Annotated in this window: 15 protein-coding genes; 14 read left to right on the top strand and 1 reads right to left on the bottom strand. The window is 67.7% G+C overall.

Translation table 11 applies throughout. The annotated features are described in order from the left end of the window. The first annotated feature begins 99 nt into the window (after nucleotides 1–99). Nucleotides 100–582 carry a hypothetical protein gene (locus ACFXNW_RS09365; protein ID WP_379417137.1) on the top strand — a complete coding sequence of 161 codons (483 nt, stop codon included), beginning with the start codon at nucleotides 100–102 and terminating at the stop codon, nucleotides 580–582. Nucleotides 583–584: 2 nt separating this feature from the next. Here ACFXNW_RS09365 and ACFXNW_RS09360 read toward each other — a convergent pair whose 3' ends face one another. After that, a complete protein-coding gene (locus tag ACFXNW_RS09360) occupies nucleotides 585–1211 on the bottom strand; it encodes an alpha-ketoglutarate-dependent dioxygenase AlkB (protein WP_379417136.1) in 627 nt (208 codons plus the stop codon). A gap of 125 nt (nucleotides 1212–1336) precedes the next feature. Here ACFXNW_RS09360 and cycA point away from each other — a divergent pair, with 125 nt between their 5' ends. The 13 genes from cycA (at nucleotide 1337) to coaBC (ending at nucleotide 16382) form a co-directional block, all read left to right on the top strand. After that, on the top strand, nucleotides 1337–2815 hold the full coding sequence (gene cycA / locus ACFXNW_RS09355) for a D-serine/D-alanine/glycine transporter (protein ID WP_379417135.1): 1479 nt from the start codon (nucleotides 1337–1339) through the stop codon (nucleotides 2813–2815). Nucleotides 2816–3037: 222 nt separating this feature from the next. Further along, nucleotides 3038–3880, top strand: a complete 843-nt coding sequence (locus ACFXNW_RS09350; protein WP_379417134.1) for an SAM-dependent methyltransferase — start codon at nucleotides 3038–3040, stop codon at nucleotides 3878–3880. A 202-nt stretch (nucleotides 3881–4082) separates the two neighbouring features. Continuing rightward, entirely contained in the window at nucleotides 4083–4760 is a 678-nt protein-coding gene (gene pyrR, locus ACFXNW_RS09345) for a bifunctional pyr operon transcriptional regulator/uracil phosphoribosyltransferase PyrR (RefSeq protein ID WP_379417133.1), read from the top strand. Continuing rightward, nucleotides 4757–5713, top strand: a complete 957-nt coding sequence (locus ACFXNW_RS09340; RefSeq protein WP_379417132.1) for an aspartate carbamoyltransferase catalytic subunit — start codon at nucleotides 4757–4759, stop codon at nucleotides 5711–5713. The genes pyrR and ACFXNW_RS09340 overlap by 4 nt, the downstream gene beginning before the upstream one ends. A 70-nt stretch (nucleotides 5714–5783) precedes the next feature. Then, nucleotides 5784–7118, top strand: coding sequence for a dihydroorotase (locus tag ACFXNW_RS09335; RefSeq protein WP_379417131.1), 1335 nt, complete (start codon nucleotides 5784–5786; stop codon nucleotides 7116–7118). Then, nucleotides 7118–7612, top strand: a complete 495-nt coding sequence (locus ACFXNW_RS09330; RefSeq protein WP_379417130.1) for a transporter — start codon at nucleotides 7118–7120, stop codon at nucleotides 7610–7612. Before ACFXNW_RS09335 ends, ACFXNW_RS09330 begins: the two co-directional genes overlap by 1 nt. Beyond that, complete coding sequence (carA, locus tag ACFXNW_RS09325) at nucleotides 7609–8730, top strand: glutamine-hydrolyzing carbamoyl-phosphate synthase small subunit (RefSeq protein ID WP_379417129.1); 1122 nt, start codon at nucleotides 7609–7611, stop codon at nucleotides 8728–8730. The genes ACFXNW_RS09330 and carA overlap by 4 nt, the downstream gene beginning before the upstream one ends. Continuing rightward, nucleotides 8730–12071, top strand: coding sequence for a carbamoyl-phosphate synthase large subunit (gene carB, locus ACFXNW_RS09320; protein ID WP_379417128.1), 3342 nt, complete (start codon nucleotides 8730–8732; stop codon nucleotides 12069–12071). Before carA ends, carB begins: the two co-directional genes overlap by 1 nt. A 29-nt stretch (nucleotides 12072–12100) precedes the next feature. Next, nucleotides 12101–12925, top strand: coding sequence for an orotidine-5'-phosphate decarboxylase (gene pyrF, locus ACFXNW_RS09315; protein WP_379417127.1), 825 nt, complete (start codon nucleotides 12101–12103; stop codon nucleotides 12923–12925). Between the two features lie 905 nt (nucleotides 12926–13830). Further along, a complete protein-coding gene (gene mihF, locus ACFXNW_RS09310) occupies nucleotides 13831–14151 on the top strand; it encodes an integration host factor, actinobacterial type (protein WP_163825081.1) in 321 nt (106 codons plus the stop codon). 21 nt (nucleotides 14152–14172) lie between these two features. Continuing rightward, nucleotides 14173–14745 (top strand): guanylate kinase, encoded by a 573-nt coding sequence (gene gmk, locus ACFXNW_RS09305; protein WP_379417126.1) that lies wholly within the window; start codon nucleotides 14173–14175, stop codon nucleotides 14743–14745. Nucleotides 14746–14792: 47 nt separating this feature from the next. After that, nucleotides 14793–15074: a DNA-directed RNA polymerase subunit omega gene (gene rpoZ / locus ACFXNW_RS09300; RefSeq protein WP_163825083.1), complete on the top strand. Its 282-nt coding sequence runs from the start codon at nucleotides 14793–14795 to the stop codon at nucleotides 15072–15074. Between the two features lie 84 nt (nucleotides 15075–15158). After that, on the top strand, nucleotides 15159–16382 hold the full coding sequence (coaBC, locus tag ACFXNW_RS09295) for a bifunctional phosphopantothenoylcysteine decarboxylase/phosphopantothenate--cysteine ligase CoaBC (protein ID WP_379417125.1): 1224 nt from the start codon (nucleotides 15159–15161) through the stop codon (nucleotides 16380–16382). Nucleotides 16383–16670: the final 288 nt, after the last annotated feature.

The raw sequence follows: 16670 nt of genomic DNA, 5'->3' as shown, positions 1-16670 counted from the left end.
GGCCGCCACCACGTTTCGGGCGAACGACCTGCCGAAATTCCGTTGCCCGTCCGGTGTGTGCGTGGTGTCCTGTATCGACACCGCGAGCCGCGAACGGAGGTGACATGGGCGTGCCGCGGGCTGCCATTCCGCGATCGGTCGCACGGCACCGTGCGCTGGCAGGCCTTCGGCCTCGGCGTCGCAGTGGCCGAACTCGACGACTGGCGGGCGCGCTGGGATCTGGGCGATGACCGCTATTCGCCGAAGCCCACCGGCTGGGAGCGGGTCGAGCGTGTCGGGGGTCTCGTCATGATCGCCGGCTCACCGGATCATCTGCGCGAGTGGGCAGTGGCGGTGGAGAGGCTCGGTGCCTACGGCGCGAACGACATGGACTACACCTTCCTCGACGAGGACCGCGACGGTGAGGTGCAGATCTTTCGGCAGTACCGCCGCCGAGTCGATGCGGCACAGCGAGCGCGAGGAGAGATCGAGGCCGGAGGAGGGGGCCCTGCGGATCCAGAGGATCTCCAACGTCGACTCTGGAGCCGTTCGGCCGACCTTCGCCGCCGTGCCCTCCCGGCGGTCCCGGCGCGGAATCGGTGACCTCAGCGCACGTTGCGTGGCCGGAACTGGATGCTGATGCGCGGGCCGACCGGTTTGCGGGTCTTGGGAACCGCATGCTCCCACGTGCGCTGACACGACCCGCCCATCACGAACAGATCGCCGTGCCCGGGATGAAAACGCAGGCTTTCGCCGCCGCCCCGCGGACGTAGCAGCAGCGGCCGCGGCGCACCGAGCGACACGATGGCGACCATGGTGTCGTGACTTGCGCCGCGGCCGATGGTGTCGCCGTGCCAGGCGACGCTGTCGCGACCGTCGCGGTAGTAACACAGTCCGGCGGTGCGAAATGGTTCACCGAGTTCGGACTCGTAGTGCGCGGTGAGGGCTAGGCGCGCCTCGTCCAGCACTGCCTCCGGTAGCGGATCGGGCTCGTCGTAGAAGCACAGCAGCCGGGGCACGTCGACGACCCGGTCGTACATCGGCCGTCGCTCGGCGCGCCACGGCACTGCATGCACGAGCTGTTCGAACAGCGCATCGGCTCCACTCATCCAGCCCGGCAGTTGATCCACCCAGGCGCCATGCGACAGCGGGATACGCCGCACCTGCGCGAGGGGTGCCAACCGGGTGTCGCCCAACCCATCCAGCAGGGATCCCTGCAGCGGCATGGTCATGAGGCAGAGCATATCGGGATTCGAACATATGTGCTAGTGACTGGTGTGCTTACCCTATCCGACGAGTCCGGGTCCGCCACGGGATGGTCGAATGGGTTCTCGCGCTTGTTTTCGGAGGGAGTTCTATGGCTGTGCTGCAGAGCGACGGAGGTTCGGGGGACGAGGGGAATCCGGCGGATCCCGGCGGCGGCCCCGGCCACCTGAGCCGGCAGCTGGCGAACCGGCACATCCAGCTGATCGCGATCGGCGGCGCCATCGGTACCGGCCTGTTCATGGGGTCGGGTAAGACGATTTCGCTGGCCGGGCCCTCGGTGATCCTCGTCTACATGATCATCGGCTTCTTCCTGTTCTTCGTCATGCGGGCGATGGGCGAGTTGCTGCTGTCGAACTCGGAGTACAAGTCGTTCAGCGACTTCGCCGGTGATCTGCTCGGCCCGTGGGCGGGATTCTTCACCGGATGGACCTACTGGTTCTGCTGGGTCGTCACCGGTATCGCCGACGTCGTCGCGATCGCTGGCTACGTCGCGTACTGGTGGCCGGAGCTGCCATTGTGGATTCCGGCGCTGATCTGCATCGCGGTGCTGCTTGTCCTGAATCTGCCCACGGTGCGGGCATTCGGTGAGACCGAGTTCTGGTTCGCATTGATCAAGGTGGTCGCCATCGGCGCGCTGATCGTCACCGGTCTGGTGATGGTGCTGACCGGTTTCACCGGCGACAGCGGAAGCACGGCTTCGCTGGCCAATCTGTGGAACGACGGCGGCTTCTTCCCGATGGGCCCCATGGGATTCGTGGCCGGATTCCAGATCGCGGTGTTCGCCTTCGTCGGCATCGAACTGGTCGGCACGACCGCCGCCGAGGCCAAGGACCCGGAGCGGACCCTGCCGCGCGCGGTGAACTCGATTCCGGTGCGCGTGCTGCTGTTCTATGTGGGCGCGCTGATCGTCATCTGCGCGGTGACGCCGTGGCGGGAGGTCTCGGCCGACGAGAGTCCATTCGTAGCGATGTTCACCCTGGCCGGGCTCGGGATCGCGGCGAGCGTGGTCAACTTCGTGGTGCTGACCAGCGCCACCTCGAGCGCCAATTCGGGCATCTACTCCACTTCGCGCATGGTGTACGGCCTGGCCGGTGACGGCGATGCGCCTGCGGTGTTCGGCAAACTGTCCCGCAGGCATGTGCCCGCCAACGCACTGCGTTTCTCGTGCGCGTTCCTGATGATCGGCGTGGTGCTGCTCTACGCGGGGCAATCGATCGTCGAGGCGTTCACGGTCGTGACCACGATTTCGTCGCTGTGCTTCATGTTCGTGTGGACGATGATCCTGGCCAGCTACCTCGCCTACCGGCGCCGTCGCCCGCACCTGCATGCCGCCTCGAAGTTCAAAATGCCCGGCGGTGTGCCGATGGTCTGGGCGGTCCTCGCGTTCTTCGCGTTCCTGGTCTGGGCGCTGACCCAGGAGTCCGACACCCTACAGGCGCTGTTGGTCACGCCGATCTGGTTCGTGGTGCTCGCGCTCGCCTACCTGGTGGTCCGGCGTCGCCCGCACCACAAAGCCCTACGCGAACAGCATCGCGACAAGGTCCTCGCCGAAACCTCTGCCCTGGGGTGATCGACGGTAGCGGCCGTCATCTGGTCGGGTAAACCTCGAATGCGGGGCCGGGAGCGTATCCCGGCCCCGCATTCGTTGTGTCAGTTGGTCTCTCGGGATCGTCCTGGGCCGGTAATCCGGTTCTCGGTTCGGCCACGGCATCGCTGACGGTCGCCTAGAGTCGCGGCAGCGTATTCGAATAGCCGCGCGTCAGCCACGTGCGGTGCCGAGGGGAGACGGCCGATGGCAGAAAGCACCAGATCCGTTCCGACCGCCGGGGTGGCGATGACCGCGATCGGCGTAGCGCTGATCCGGGTGCAGGAAAGCCGGCGACCCGACCGGCTCTATGACGATCCGCTGGCCGAAGTGTTCGTCGAAGCCGCACGGCCCAGTTTCGACGACAACCGCTGGGCGAGATTCGAAGCATTGGCCGACCAGTTCTTCGAAGGTCGTTCGGTCGCGGTGAAGCTGGTCGACGACCACGTTCTGGAGGCGGTGGCGGCAGGTTGCGAGCAGATCGTGCTGCTCGGTGCGGGCCTCGACACCAGAGCGTTCCGGCTCGAGCTCCCGGCAGGCATCGGCTTCTTCGAGATCGACCTCCCCGAACTCTTCGCCTTCAAGGAACCCGTCCTGGCCGCGCAACAGGCGCGACCGGCCTGCGAACGGAGGGTGGTCGCTGCGGATCTGTCCGGGGAGTGGGCTCGAGCGCTGCGTGCGAGCGGGTTCCGTGCCGAGCTGCCGACCCTGTGGATAGATGAGGGTGTCCTCGGCTACCTGTCGCGCGAACATGCCTACGACGTCGCCGTCACCGTGACCGATCTGTCGGCGCCGGGCAGCCGGTTCGGTATCGCGCGTTTCGCGGTCGACCAGGCAGCGCCTCAGTACCGGGCGCTGCGCCGTCTGGTCTCCGAAGACGGTAACCAGGATCGCCCGATCAACGGCCTCGGTCCGGACGGTGGCGCATGGTTCGCCGCCCATGGCTGGCGTACGAGCTTCCGTGGCTGGGACGAACTGACCGCGCCCTATGGCCGTCCCGTCGCCATGAACGATCCCGAAGCCGGCAACATCCTCGCCGTTCGGCAATGACGGTATAGCGCTCGACGACGAGATACGCGGTGGCGCAGGTTATCGGGCTCACACCTGCACTCGCACCACGCGCCCGTGGCCTCGCTCACAACCTGGCGACCATGCCCTCACCTGGTGAAAAGCCGCCGCGCGGGGCTGATAGGCTGCTCGGCGTAAGACATCCTTTAACGGACCGTCCGGTGAGGCGGGGAAGGAGGTCGGCATGGCTGTGCCCGAAGAACGGGCAGCCGCGTCGGGCGATGCCGAGGCCGAGTCGTCGGCGGGCAGCCGCGACGCGACCGGTGCAGTGTCCCCCTCGGAGCGACACACTCCGGAATGGGTCTCCGCGGGCCGGGAACTGTTGTCCCCCTCCGACGTCGGCCGCACCATTGCGCGCATCGCGCATCAGGTCATCGAGAAGACCGCCCTCGATTCGGGTGATCCCGCCGCACCACGGGTAGTGCTGATCGGCATCCCGACCCGCGGCACCACCCTCGCGGCCAGGCTCGCGGACAAGATCGAAGAATTCTCCGGTGTCCGCCCCGCACTCGGGTCGCTGGACATCACCCTCTACCGCGACGATCTGCGCAGCAGGCCGCATCGCCCACTCGAACGCACCTCCGTCCCGGAAGGCGGCATCGAAGACGCACTGGTCGTCCTCGTCGACGATGTGCTGTTCTCCGGCCGCACCGTCCGCTCCGCTCTCGACGGCCTGCGCGACCTCGGCCGTCCCCGCGCCGTGCAGCTCGCGGTCCTGGTCGACCGCGGCCACCGCGAACTGCCGATCCGCGCAGACTTCGTCGGCAAGAACGTGCCGACCGCCCGCAGCGAGGACATCTCGGTCCTGCTCACCGAACATGACGGCCGCGACGGTGTGTATCTGCACCAGGAGGAAGCGTGAGGCATCTACTGACGGTCACCGACCTGGATCGGCACACCGCCACCGAGTTACTCGACGAAGCCGAACGTTTCGAACAGGCGCTGCTGGGCCGTGAGGTCCGCAAACTGCCGACGCTACGTGGACGCACCGTGATGACGGTGTTCTTCGAGAACTCCACCCGCACCCGCGTCTCGTTCGAGGTCGCGGGCAAATGGATGAGCGCCGACGTCATCAATGTCAGTGCGAGCAGCTCCTCGGTCGCCAAGGGTGAATCACTGCGCGATACCGCGCTCACCCTGCACGCCGCGGGCGCCGACGCGCTGATCGTGCGCCATCCTGCCTCGGGCGCGGCGCATCAGATCGCGCGCTGGTTCGAGGACTGGGCGCAGACCGCGGGCGGATCGGTTCCCGCCGTCATCAACGCCGGCGACGGCACGCACCAGCACCCCACCCAGGCCTTGCTCGACGCGCTCACCCTGCGTCAGCGCCTCGGCACCATCGAGGGCAAGCGGGTGGTGCTCGTCGGCGACATCCTGCACAGCAGGGTCGCCCGCTCCAATGCCTTCCTGTTGTCCACCCTCGGCGCGGAGGTGGTGCTGGTCGCGCCGCGCACGCTGCTGCCGATCGGTGTGGACAGCTGGCCGGTGCGGGTCTCGCACAGCCTCGACGCCGAACTGCCCGGCGCGGACGCGGTGCTGATGCTGCGGGTGCAGGCCGAACGGATGAACGGCGGATTCTTCCCGTCGGCCCGCGAATACGCGGTGAACTACGGCCTGTCCGAGCGCAGGCTCGCGCTGCTGGATGAGCACGCGGTTGTGCTGCATCCCGGCCCGATGCTGCGCGGTATGGAAATCGCGTCGTCGGTGGCGGATTCGCCCAGGGCCGCAGTGCTGCAACAGGTGACGAACGGAGTGCATATGCGAATGGCGGTGCTGTTCCGGCTGCTGGTCGGTACCCAGGAGGCGGTGGCATGAGCGGTCAGCGCCGGGAGGAGGCAGCTCGCGTAACCACGGAGGGTGCCCGCCCATGCCAGGAGGTAACAGCATGAGCTCCGTGCTGCTGAAGGGTGTTCTTGTCTATGGCGAGGGCGAGCCGGTCGACGTCCTGATCGTCGATGGCGAGATCCGCGAGATCGCCACCGACCTCGGCATCATCGACAGCGCCGAAATCATCGACGGCAAGACCATCGATGGCAAGAGCCAGATCCTGCTGCCCGGTTTCGTCGACCTGCACACCCACCTGCGTGAACCCGGACGGGAGGACACCGAGACCATCGAGTCCGGTTCGGCGGCGGCCGCGCTCGGCGGCTACACCGCGGTCTTCGCGATGGCCAACACCCATCCGGTGGCCGACTCGCATGTGGTCACCGACCATGTGTGGCGGCGCGGTCAGGAAGTCGGTCTGGTCGATGTCTACCCGGTCGGCGCGGTCACCGTCGGACTCGCGGGCAAGCAGCTCGCCGAGATGGGCACCATGGCCGCCGGGATCGGCGCGGTGCGCATGTTCTCCGATGACGGCCACTGCGTCTACGACCCGCTGATCATGCGTCGCGCGCTGGAATACGCGAACTCGCTCGGCGTGCTGATCGCCCAGCATGCGGAGGAACCGCGGCTGACGGTCGGCGCCGTGGCACACGAAGGCCCCACCGCGGCCCGGCTCGGCCTGGCAGGCTGGCCGCGCGCCGCCGAGGAATCCATCGTCGCCCGCGACGCCCTGCTCGCTCGCGACGCCGGCGCGCGCGTTCACATCTGCCACGCCTCGACGGCGGGCACGGTGGAACTGCTGAAATGGGCCAAGGCCCAGGGCATCTCGATCACGGCCGAGGTCACCCCGCACCACCTGCTGCTCGACGACTCGCAGCTGGAAAGCTACGACGCGGTGTTCAAGGTGAACCCGCCGCTGCGCGAGCGCTCCGATGTCGAGGCCCTGCGGCAGGCGCTGGCCGAAGGCATCGTCGACTGTGTCGCCACCGATCACGCACCGCACGCCGAACAGGACAAGTGCTGCGAATTCGCGGCCGCGCGCCCGGGCATGCTCGGTTTGGAGACGGCGCTGTCGATCGTGGTGGGGACCATGGTGCGGCCCGGCCTGCTGGACTGGCGCGGTGTCGCCCGGGTGATGAGTGAACGTCCCGCCGAGATCGTCGGCCTGGATTCGCACGGTCGGCCGATCGCCGTCGGCGAGCCGGCGAACCTCGTGCTGGTCGACCCGGAAGCCACCTGGACGGTGCGGGCGAAGGATCTGGCCAGCATCTCCGACAACACACCGTACGAAACCATGACGCTGCGCGGCTGCGTCACCACCACAATGCTGCGCGGCCGGATCACCGCCCGCGACGGCGCGGCGGTGCCCGCGGCGCGCGTCGGGGGAGAGGCGTAATGGAGCGGACACTGTGGGTGGTCGGCCTGCTCATCCTGTGGGTGGTGCTGATCTACCTGATGTACCGGGGCTGGCAGAACCGCGCCAAGCGCCAGGTCGAGCGGATCGGTGACCTGCCGCCGGTACCGCAGGAATTGGGCGCACAGGTACTGGAACCGACGACCGGCCTCTACCTCGGCAGCACTATGGCGCCGAGCTGGCAGGACCGGATCGCGGTCGGTGACCTGGGCTTTCGTGCCACCGCCGAACTCACCAGGTTCGAGCGAGGCATCCTGCTGGAGCGTGACGGCGCGGCGGTGATCTGGATTCCCCAGGAATCCATCACTGCGGTCCGCACCGAACGCGGCCACGCGGGCAAGGTGATGACCGAAGATGGTGTGCTGGTGATTCGCTGGACACTGCCGACCGGAACCGAGATAGACACCGGTTTCCGAGGTGACGACAAGACGGTGTATCCGGCGTGGGCACGGGTGACGACGGGAGACGAGGGATGAGCGGAAATAACGAAGCGGCCTTGGTGCTGGAGGACGGCCGGGTATTCCGTGGCACGGCCTACGGCGCCGTCGGCGAGACGCTCGGTGAGGCGGTGTTCTGCACCGCGATGACCGGCTACCAGGAGACCCTCACCGACCCCAGCTATCACCGCCAGATCGTGGTGGCCACGGCCCCGCAGATCGGCAATACCGGCTGGAACGACGAGGACGACGAGTCCGGCAAGATCTGGGTCGCAGGCTACGCGGTGCGCGACCCGGCACGCCGCGCCTCCAACTGGCGTGCCACCCGCACCCTGCCCGATGAGCTGGACCGCCAGCACATCGTCGGTATCGCGGGCATCGACACCCGCGCGGTGGTGCGCCATCTGCGCACCCGCGGCTCGATGAAGGCGGGCATCTTCAGCGGTGACGCCGTCGCCGCCACCGTCGACGAACTGGTGGCCAAGGTCAACGGCCAGCAGTCCATGCTCGGCGCGGACCTGGCCGAGGAGGTCAGCACCGACGGGCTCTACACCATCGAGCCCACCGGCGACCACCGCTTCACCGTGGTGGCGGTCGATCTCGGGATCAAGACCAACACCCCGCGCATGTTCGCCGAACGCGGCATCCGGGTGCACGTGGTGCCCTCGGGCACCTCGTTCGACCAGATCCAGGAGCTGAAGCCCAACGGTGTGTTCCTGTCCAACGGGCCGGGCGACCCGGCCACCCAGGACGGTGCGGTCGAACTCACCCGCGGCATTCTCGGCGCGGGCCTGCCGCTGTTCGGCATCTGCTTCGGCAACCAGATCCTGGGCCGGGCGCTGGGCCGCGGCACCTACAAGATGAAGTTCGGCCATCGCGGCATCAATATCCCGGTCGTCGAGCACGGGACCGGCCGCATCTCGATCACCGCGCAGAACCACGGCTTCGCCCTCGAGGGCGAGCAGGGTGAACAATTCGACACCCCCTTCGGCAAGGCCGAGGTCAGCCACGTCTGCGCCAACGACGGCACCGTCGAGGGTGTGCGCCTGGTCGACGGCCGCGCTTTCTCCGTGCAGTACCACCCCGAAGCCGCCGCCGGCCCCCATGACGCCGCGTACTTGTTCGACCGTTTCGCCGGTCTGATGGAAGGAGCCTGATGCCTCGCCGCACCGATCTGAACCACATTCTGGTGATCGGCTCGGGCCCGATCGTCATCGGTCAGGCCTGCGAGTTCGATTACTCCGGCACCCAGGCGTGCCGAGTGCTGCGCGCGGAGGGCCTGCGGGTCTCGCTGGTGAACTCCAACCCGGCCACGATCATGACCGACCCGGAGTTCGCCGACTCCACCTACGTCGAGCCGATCACCCCGGAGTTCGTCGAGAAGGTCATCGCCAAGGAGCGCCCCGACGCCATCCTGGCCACCCTCGGCGGGCAGACCGCGCTGAACACCGCGGTCGCCCTGCACGAGCGTGGTGTGCTGGAGAAGTACGACGTCGAGCTGATCGGCGCCGACTTCGAGGCCATCCAGCGCGGTGAGGACCGGCAGAAGTTCAAGGACATCGTCGCCAAGGTCGGCGGCGAGAGCGCCCGTTCCCGCGTCTGTTTCACCATGGACGAGGTGCGCGAGACCGTCAGCGAACTCGGCTTCCCGGTCGTCGTGCGACCCTCGTTCACCATGGGTGGGCTCGGCTCGGGTATGGCGTACAACGACGCCGACCTCGACCGCATCGCCGGTGGCGGCCTCGCCGCATCGCCGACGGCGAACGTGCTCATCGAGGAATCCATCCTCGGCTGGAAGGAATACGAGCTCGAGCTGATGCGCGACGGCCGCGACAACGTCGTGATCGTCTGCTCCATCGAGAACGTCGACCCGATGGGTGTGCACACCGGCGACTCGATGACCGTCGCGCCGGCGATGACGCTCACCGACCGCGAGTACCAGAAGATGCGCGATCTCGGCATCGCCATCCTGCGTGAGGTCGGCGTGGACACCGGCGGCTGCAATATCCAGTTCGCGGTCGACCCGCGGGACGGCCGACTGATCGTCATCGAGATGAACCCGCGTGTGTCGCGGTCCTCGGCGCTGGCGTCGAAGGCCACCGGCTTCCCGATCGCCAAGATCGCCGCCAAGCTGGCCATCGGCTACACCCTGGACGAGATCGTCAACGACATCACCAAGGAAACCCCGGCCTGCTTCGAACCGACCCTCGACTACGTCGTGGTGAAGGCGCCGCGGTTCGCGTTCGAGAAGTTCCCCGGTGCCGACGCCACCTTGACCACCACCATGAAGTCGGTGGGCGAGGCAATGTCGCTCGGCCGTAACTTCACCGAGGCGCTCGGCAAGGTGCTGCGCTCGCTGGAAACCAAGTCCACCGGGTTCTGGACCACCGACGACGGCGTGTGGGCGCCGGCCTCCGATACGCCCGAGGCGATCCAGGCCGCGATCACCGCCATCCTCGATGATCTGCGCGTGCCCACCGAGGGACGCATCTACCAGGTGGAGCGGGCGCTGCGGCTGGGTGCGAGCATCGAGGACGTCGCCGCCGCCTCCGGGATCGACCCGTGGTTCGTCGCCGAGGTCGCGGGCCTGGTCGAATTGCGTCAGGAACTGCTCGACGCTCCCGTACTGGACGAGTCGCTGCTGCGCCGGGCCAAGCACTACGGCCTCTCCGATCGCCAGATCGCCGCGCTGCGTGCCGAACTGGCGGGGGAGAGCGGCGTGCGCGCGCTGCGGCACCGGCTCGGTGTGCGCCCGGTGTTCAAGACCGTCGACACCTGCGCGGCCGAGTTCGAGGCCAAGACCCCGTACCACTACTCGGCCTATGAGCTCGATCCCGCGGCGGAGTCGGAAGTCGCGCCGCAGCCTGACCGTGACAAGGTGCTGATCCTCGGATCCGGCCCGAACCGGATCGGTCAGGGCATCGAATTCGACTACTCGTGCGTGCACGCGGCGCAGACGCTGTCGCAGGCCGGGTACGAGACGGTGATGATCAACTGCAACCCGGAGACCGTCTCCACCGACTACGACACCGCTGATCGCCTGTACTTCGAGCCGCTCACTTTCGAAGACGTACTCGAGATCTATCACGCGGAGTCCGAATCGGGCACCGTCGCGGGCGTCATCGTGCAGCTCGGCGGCCAGACCCCGCTGGGACTCGCGCAGCGGCTCACCGATGCCGGTGTGCCGGTGGTCGGTACCAGCGCCGCCGCTATCGACCTGGCCGAAGACCGCGGCGAATTCGGTGACGTCCTGGTCGCGGCCGGTCTGCCCGCACCGAAGTACGGCACCGCAACCACCGTGGAGCAGGCCAAGAAGATCGCCGCCGGAATCGGTTACCCGGTCCTGGTCCGGCCGTCTTACGTACTCGGCGGCCGCGGTATGGAGATCGTCTACGACGAGACCTCGCTCGAGGGCTACATCTCCCGCGCCACCGAGTTGAACCCGGAACATCCGGTGCTGGTCGACCGCTTCCTGGAAGACGCCATCGAGATCGACGTGGACGCGCTCTGCGACGGCGAGGAGGTCTACCTGGGCGGTGTGATGGAGCACATCGAGGAGGCCGGTATCCACTCCGGTGACTCCGCCTGTGCGCTGCCGCCGATCACCCTCGGCCGCAGCGATATCGAGGCCGTGCGCCGCTCGACCGTCGCGCTGGCCAAGGGCATCGGCGTCAAGGGCCTGCTCAACGTGCAGTACGCGCTCAAGGACGATGTGCTCTACGTGCTCGAGGCCAACCCGCGTGCCAGCCGGACCGTGCCGTTCGTCTCCAAGGCCACCGCGGTGCCGCTGGCCAAGGCCGCCGCGCGGATCATGCTCGGCGCCACCATCGCCGACCTCCGCAAGGAGGGCATGCTGCCCGGTGAGGGTGACGGCGGCCATGTCGCGCTGGACGCGCCGGTCGCGGTCAAGGAAGCCGTGCTGCCGTTCCACCGGTTCCGCAAGGCCGACGGCACCGGCGTGGATTCGCTGCTCTCGCCGGAGATGAAGTCGACCGGCGAGGTCATGGGCATCGATGCCGATTTCGGTACCGCCTTCGCCAAGAGCCAGGCCGCGGCCTACGGTTCGCTGCCGACCGAGGGCACCGTGTTCGTCTCCATCGCCAACCGCGACAAACGGGCGATGGTGTTCCCGGTCAAACGGCTCAACGATCTGGGCTTCCGCATCCTCGCCACCGAGGGCACCGCGGAGATGTTGCGTCGCAACGGTATTCCCTGCGAGCGGGTGCGCAAGCACTCCGAGGACGGTCCGGCCGATGAGCCGACCATCGTCGAGCAGATCCGTGACGGCGAGGTCGACATGGTGTTCAACACTCCCTACGGCAACTCCGGTCCGCGTGTCGACGGATACGAGATCCGCAGTGCGGCAGTGGGTGTGAACATTCCGTGCATCACCACGGTGCAGGGTGCGGCCGCGGCCGTGCAGGGCATCGAGGCGAGCATCAACGGCGGTATCGGGGTCCGGTCGCTGCAGGAACTGCACGCCGTACTGCGCGGGTGAACCACGAACAGGAGAACGGAGCGGGATCGGTGAAGACCTTCGGCGACCGGCTACAGCACGCCATGCGGCATTTCGGGCCGCTGTGTGTCGGCATCGATCCGCATCCGGCCCTGTTGGCTCAGTGGGGCCTGACCGACGACGTGGACGGCCTGGAAGCCTTCGCCGAGATCTGCGTCGAAGCCTTCGACGGCTGCGTCGCGCTGGTCAAACCCCAGGTGGCGTTCTTCGAGGTGTACGGCGCGGGCGGGGTGGGAGTGCTCGAACGCACCATCGAGGTGCTGCGTGATTCCGGAACCCTGGTGCTGGCCGATGCCAAACGCGGCGATATCGGCTCCACCATGGACGCCTACGCCAGGGCCTGGCTCGGTGACGGGCCGCTTGGTTCGGATGCGGTGACCGTCTCGCCGTATCTGGGCTTCGGCTCCCTGAATCCAGCCCTCGAGCTGGCGCAGGCCAATCACCGCGGGGTGTTCGTGCTCGCCGCGACCTCGAACCCGGAAGGCGCTGAACTGCAGCGCGTCACCGCAGGTGACGGCCGTACCATCGCCCAGACGATGGTCGACGCCGCCGCGGCCCGCAACGCGGATACCGCCTTCGGTTCGGTCGGCGTCGTGGTCGGTGCCACGCTCACCGAGGCACCGGATCTGAGTGCGCTCAACGGGCCGATTCTGATGCCGGGCGTCGGCGCCCAGGGCGGGGGAGCGGAGTCGATTCGCGCGCTGGTCCCCGACCACCTGCTGCACGGCGTGGTGCCCAACGTCTCTCGTGAGGTCCTGCGCGAGGGCCCCTCGGTCCCCGCCTTGCGCGATCGACTCACCGCCCTCCAGGAAGACTTCGCCTTCCTCCAGGCCTGATCCCGCGCGAGCGGTACACGATCGCGGCACGCGGCGCGGCGATTCGCCTCGGGATGTCTCATGCGCGACGCATCGGCCGTGGTGCTGGTATCAGCGTCGCGGCGGTGGGATGCTGTGGAAGTTGGACGGGGGATCGTCGGCGGGGCAACGACCGGCGGTTCGCCCACACAGCACCTCGCGCTCGCGGGGGACATCAGGTCCGGCCCGCCCACCCCTCGGGCCGGGCCTGATTCGTGTCCATGGCCGTGCGAGCCGAGATCTGAGCGTCGATCGACCAGGTGTGCTCGTGGCGTCCGCCGAGTGCGCTTCCCGGTGTCCTGAGAGCCGCTGAAACACGATGTGGTCAGTTGGTGTGGAAGTTCATCGGGTTGTGCGGTGTCGGCTCCCGTAGGCGCGTCTACCGGCCTTTGCCGCCCTTTCGGGTCTACCAGCAGACCGCTGTGCAGTGCCGGTGACGCGTGCTGCGGCAGCCGACGTCGCCTGGACGAGGGCCGGGCCCTGCGCCATGCCCGCGGGTATTCGCGTGGCCCGGATGTGCGCATGGAGTGCCCGATACGCGACACGCGTGTGATTCGTGTGGCGACACGCAGAAATTTTCCAGAAAGTTCCTGGTCGGGCGGTTTTGGGTTTGCCAGCGGCGCGTCCGGCTCCGTGGCAACCGGTCCGCTAATTCGTTCCGTGTACGAAAACGCCCTGCTTGCAGGCTGTTTCGCGCATTCGAACCGGTGTTCGGGAGGGTCGGCGAGCCGGGTTCGGCATTGCCTCCGGCGTCCCCTACGGCATCGCCGAATCGTGCGCTGACCTGGGGGGTGGGTTCGCAATCGGCCGGAGTCGTGGGTACGGTCGCTGTCACTGCCGAGTTATCGGGCAGTAGTTGATGCAATGAACGATGAGACGGAGGAACCGTGGCCCTTCCCCAGCTGACTGACGAGCAGCGCGCCGCTGCTTTGGAGAAGGCGGCTGCCGCTCGCCGCGCTCGGGCGGAGCTCAAGGAGCGCTTGAAGCGCGGCGGCACCGACCTGAAGAAGGTCCTCGCCGACGCCGAGACCGATGAGATCATCGGCAAGATGAAGGTGTCCGCCCTGCTGGAAGCCCTGCCCAAGGTCGGCAAGGTCAAGGCGGCGGAGATCATGACCGAGCTGGAGATCGCTCCCACCCGCCGTCTGCGCGGCCTGGGCGATCGGCAGCGCAAGGCCCTGCTGGCCAAGTTCGACCTCGGCGCCTGACAACCGCCGGTGGTCGAACACATGACGAAGGGTCGGCTGGTTGTTCTGGTCGGCCCCTCGGCCGTGGGCAAGTCCACCGTGGTGCGCTGCGTTCGTGAACGCCTACCGCACCTGGTGTTCAGCGTGTCGGCCACAACCCGGGCCCCCCGGCCCGGGGAGGTCGACGGCCGGGACTACCGGTTCGTCACCCGCGCCGATTTCGACGCGATGATCGACGCTGGGGACCTGCTCGAATGGGCCGATATCCACGGCGGACTGCAGCGCTCCGGTACCCCGGCCGCGCCGGTCCGCGAGGCATTGGCCGAAGGCCTGCCCGTCCTGGTCGAGGTCGACCTGGAAGGCGCTCGTTCGGTGCGCAAGGCGATGCCCGAGGCGCTGCTGGTGTTCCTGGCCCCGCCGAGCTGGGATGAACTCGTCTCCCGGTTGCGCTCGCGCGGCACCGAATCGCCGGAAGTCATCGAGCGCAGGCTCGAGACCGCACGGATCGAATTGGCCGCCTGTGACGAGTTCGACATCGTCATCGTGAACGACGAGGTGACCAGTGCCTGCGAGCAGTTGGTATCGTTGTTCGTTAGCACAAATTCGAGTTCGTGACATCAGTCCGCGACAACACCGGTAAACACACCGCAGGAGCCCCCCTAGTGAGCAGTTCGGACACCCTCGCCGCGCCCGCCTACGACACTCCGATCGGCCTCACCAACCCGCCGATCGACGAGCTGCTCGAGCGCACGTCGTCCAAGTACGCCCTGGTCATCTACGCCGCCAAGCGCGCACGTCAGATCAACGATTACTACAACCAGCTCGGCGACGGCATCCTCGAATACGTCGGCCCGCTGGTCGAGCCGGTCGCGCAGGAGAAGCCGCTGTCGGTGGCCATGCGTGAAATCCACTCCGACCTGCTCGAGCACACCGAAGGCGAGTGACCTCGTCCCGGTGAGCCCGGTGCGCGTCACCGCCGCTCGCCGGGTAAACCGGGCGCTGGTGTCCCGCACAACACAGGAGGCGCAATGACCACACGGGTCGTTGTCGGGGTCGGCGGGGGCATCGCCGCCTACAAGGCGTGCGCTCTCGTGCGCCGCTTCACCGAAACCGGACACCAGGTCCGGGTGATTCCCACCCAATCGGCGCTGGAGTTCGTCGGCAAGGCCACCTTCGAGGCGCTGTCGGGCAACCCCGTGCACACCGGGGTCTTCGCCGACGTGCCCGAGGTACCGCATGTGCGGCTCGGTCAGGAAGCCGACCTCGTCGTCATCGCGCCGGCGACCGCCGATCTGATGGCGCGCGCCGCCACCGGCCGTGCCGACGATCTACTCACCGCCACCCTGCTCACCGCGCGATGTCCCATTCTCTTCGCGCCCGCGATGCACACCGAGATGTGGGAGCATCCGGCCACCGTCGCCAATGTCGCCACCTTGCGAGCGCACGGCGCCAACGTGATGGAACCCGCCTCGGGCCGGCTCACCGGCACCGACACCGGTCCGGGACGGCTGCCCGAACCCGAGGAGATCTTCGGCCTGGCGACGCTGCTGCTCGAACGCGCCGACGCCATGCCGCGTGACCTCGAGGGCCGCCGGGTGGTCATTACCGCCGGTGGCACCAGGGAACCACTGGATCCGGTGCGTTTCCTCGGCAACCGCAGCTCCGGTAAGCAGGGGTACGCCTTGGCCAGGGTGGCCGCCCAACGCGGCGCACACGTCACCCTCATCGCGGGCAACACCATCGAGATGGCTGCCCCCGCGGCGGTCGATCTGGTGCACATCACCACCGCCGACCAGCTCAAATCCGCCGTCGACAAGCACGCGGCCGGCGCGGACGCGGTGATCATGGCGGCGGCGGTGGCCGATTTCCGGCCGACCAACGTGGCCGCGGCCAAGATCAAGAAGGGTGCCGGTGAACCCGACACCATCGCACTGACCAAGAACGACGACATCCTCGCCGGACTGGTCCAGGCTCGCCGCGACGGGCAGCTGCCCGGCACCGCGATCGTCGGATTCGCCGCCGAAACCGGCGACGAGCACGGTGACGTGCTCACCCACGCGCGGTCCAAACTGGCCCGCAAGGGGTGCGATCTGCTGGTCGTCAACGCGGTCGGCGAGGGCAAGGCGTTCGAGGTCGATACCAACGACGGGTGGTTGCTCGGCGCCGACGGCACCGAACAGTCGCTCGACCATGGCTCCAAGGCGTTGCTGGCCAGCCGGGTGCTCGATGCGCTCGGACCGCTGCTGAGCTGAGCCGACGCGGCGGGCACCATGGCAGACCGACTCCGAGATGCGTTGCGCGACCGGCGTAATCACGTCAACTCGATGCGCGAGAACGTCTCGGCAGCGTCTAATGGGAGCGGGTAACCGAACAGTGCCACCGGCGGGCGGGACCGCAGTCCGGGACAGCGGACCGGCATGTCGGTGGTTTGGAATAGTCTGGGATCAGGATTGCGCCCTGGCACGACAACGTGGTCGTCGAGGCGAGTGATGTCGCCGGATGGAGGCATCGCACCCTCGGCAGCGCGGCACCATGGTCGC

It is taken from the genome of Nocardia sp. NPDC059180, assembly GCF_042754945.1.
Taxonomy (GTDB): domain Bacteria; phylum Actinomycetota; class Actinomycetes; order Mycobacteriales; family Mycobacteriaceae; genus Nocardia.
Note: the sequence above shows the minus strand (reverse complement) of the source record. Positions and strands in the feature narration are given on the sequence as shown.